This is a genomic window from Candidatus Dedyshia acidiphila (genome assembly GCF_051025295.1).
GTDB lineage: Bacteria > Acidobacteriota > Terriglobia > Terriglobales > Acidobacteriaceae > KBS-83.
Window position 1 is genome coordinate 1 of the sequence record NZ_JBMGJV010000180.1, and the last position, 248, is coordinate 248.

Annotated in this window: 1 pseudogene; it reads right to left on the reverse strand. The window is 60.5% G+C overall.

The features are described from left to right. Positions 1-224 (reverse strand): annotated as a pseudogene (gene prfB, locus AC5IJH_RS18540) (peptide chain release factor 2); the annotation flags it as partial. Positions 225-248 lie beyond the last annotated feature (24 nt).

A 248-nucleotide genomic window follows, 5' to 3' on the forward strand; every position in this document is an offset into this window, starting at 1 on the left:
TGCGCCGCGTCAGCTCGACGTCGTAAGCAAGCTGCTCCTCGAGCCGCTTGCGCTCACGCATCAGCACCTGTGACTCAGCGGGCTTGCCCCAGATCTCCGGATCGGCCAGCTTTTCTTCTACTTTTTTGAGATCCGCGCGCAGACGCGAGGCGTCAAAGATACTCCCGCAGGTCGCGTACGCGATCGCGCACGGGAGTGTAGGCGAATTCCAATTCGTCGAGCATGGATGTGGGCCTGACCTGACTTGA